Here is a 2,183-nt window from a genome sequence, read left to right on the forward strand (position 1 = left end):
GCCGGCCCGGCACCCTGCGGCGCGCGCTCGGCCCGCCGGGCGTGCACCTTCTTGGTGTGCGCGGCGACCGGGCCCCAGCGTTCCTTGATCGAAACCAGCAGCGGGGTGGCGAAGAAGATGGACGAATAGGCACCGACCACCGTGCCGACCAGCTGCACCAGTGCGAGATCCTGCAGCGTACCGACGCCGAGCATCCACACCGCGATCACCATCAGGCCGAGAATCGGCAGGGCACCGATCACCGTGGTGTTGATCGACCGCATCAGCGTCTGATTGACCGCCAGGTTGGCCTGTTCGCCGTAGGTACGCCGGTTGGTATGCGTCACGCCGCGGGTGTTCTCCTCGACCTTGTCGAAGACAACGACCGAATCGTAGAGCGAAAAACCCAGAATGGTGAGCATGCCGATCACCATCGCCGGGGTCACTTCGAAACCGACCAGCGAATAGACACCGGCCGTCACCAGCAGATCGAAGACGAGGGCCGCCAGCGCGGCGAGCGCCATATCGCGTTCGTAGCGAATACCGATGTAGACGCTCACGATCACCAGGAACACCACCAGTGCGATCAGCGCCTGCCGGGTGATCTGCCCACCCCAGGTCTCGCTGACATCGGAGGCGCTGATGGCGTTACGGCTCGGATTCCCACTGTCGTCGGTGGGCTGGAACTCCTCGAACAACGCGGTCTGCAGAGCGCCGAGATCCTCGGCGCTCAGCGTTTCCGAGCGGATCAGAATAGTGGCGGTATCGCCGGTCCCGACGGTCTGCACCGACTCCGGTTCGGAACCGAGCACATCGGAATACACCGTTTCGACCTGCTCGGTGGTGGCATCGCCGGCCGGGAGCTGAATCCGGGATCCACCGACGAAATCGATACCGAAGGTGAAACCGCGTACCGCCATACTCAGCAGGCAGATCAGCACGATCACCGCGGTGATGATGTACCAGCGGCGGCGGTTGCCGACCACATCCAGAACACCGGTGCCGGTGTACAGGCGGTTCATCCAGCTGTGCCGGGCGCCGTTCGCGCGCGCGGGTTCGGGCTTGTCCATGGTCACGGAACTGTTCATCGTCACGCCTTCCCCACCGCGGTCTCGGCCGCCTTGCGTTCACGGGCCAGCTGCTGCATCGCGCCGAGTCCGTTCACCGAGGGCTTGGCCCAGAAGGTGGAACGGGCGGCCAGCTGCACCAGCGGAGCCGTCACCAGGAACACCACCACGACGTCGAGAATGGTGGTCAGTCCGAGGGTGAACGCGAAACCGCGCACCTGTCCGACGGCCAGCACGTAGAGCACTGCCGCGGCGATGAAACTGACGGCGTTACCGGAGAGAACGGTTTTCCGGGCTCGCTGCCAGCCGCGCGGAACCGCCGACCGGAAACTTCGGCCCTCCCGTATCTCGTCCTTGATGCGTTCGAAGAACACCACGAACGAGTCGGCGGTCATACCGATACCGATGATCAGACCCGCGATACCGGCGAGATCCAGGGTGAACCCGATCCACCGGCCGAGCAGCACCATGATCCCGTAGACCGCGAAACCGGCGCCGACCAACGACAACGCCGTCAGGAAACCGAGCATCCGGTAGTAGGCCAGGCAGTACAGCAGCACCACCGCCAGACCCACCGCACCGGCGATGAGGCCGGCGCGCAGCGAGGACAGTCCGAGCGTCGCCGAGACGGTCTCGGCCTCGGAGGTTTCGAACGACAGCGGCAGCGAACCGTACTTGAGGGTGTTCGCCAGCTCCTGGGCGGACGCGGCGGTGAAATCACCCGAGATCTGGGTGCGCCCGCCGAGCTGCGGCCCCTGTTGTACGACCGGGGCGCTGACGACCTGCGAGTCCAGCACGAACGCGACCCGCTGCTGGACGTATTCGCCGGTGAGCGCCGCCCAGGCGTCACTGCCACCGGACTTGAATTCCAGATTGATCTCGTGACGGGACTGTTCGGTATTGAACCCGGAGGTCGCGTCGGCGATCTCCTGACCGTCGATCCGGCTCTTGTCGAGCAGGAAAACCTCGTTGCCGTCGGTGGAACAGGTGACCAACGGCAGATTCGGGTCGTCGTTACCGGCCAGCGGGTCGGCCGCGGAACAGTCCATCGTGGACATCGCCAGCTGCTGCATGGTCGGGTCGGCGCTCTGCCGCAGCGCCCTGGAGGCCTCGATCTCCTGCTGAGCCTGTTCCTGC

The 2,183-nt window shown here is 65.1% G+C and carries 2 protein-coding genes; both read right to left on the bottom strand.

The window, feature by feature from the left end; translation table 11 throughout:
* The coding region (gene secF / locus ON22_RS16135) for a protein translocase subunit SecF (protein WP_157170413.1) at nt 1-1,067 on the bottom strand (1,067 nt) is incomplete at its 3' end.
* 2 nt (nt 1,068-1,069) lie between these two features.
* The coding region (gene secD / locus ON22_RS16140; protein WP_043740215.1) for a protein translocase subunit SecD at nt 1,070-2,183 on the bottom strand (1,114 nt) is incomplete at its 5' end.

The sequence above is a fragment of the Nocardia carnea NBRC 14403 genome (assembly GCF_000308515.1).
Classification (GTDB): domain Bacteria; phylum Actinomycetota; class Actinomycetes; order Mycobacteriales; family Mycobacteriaceae; genus Nocardia; species Nocardia carnea.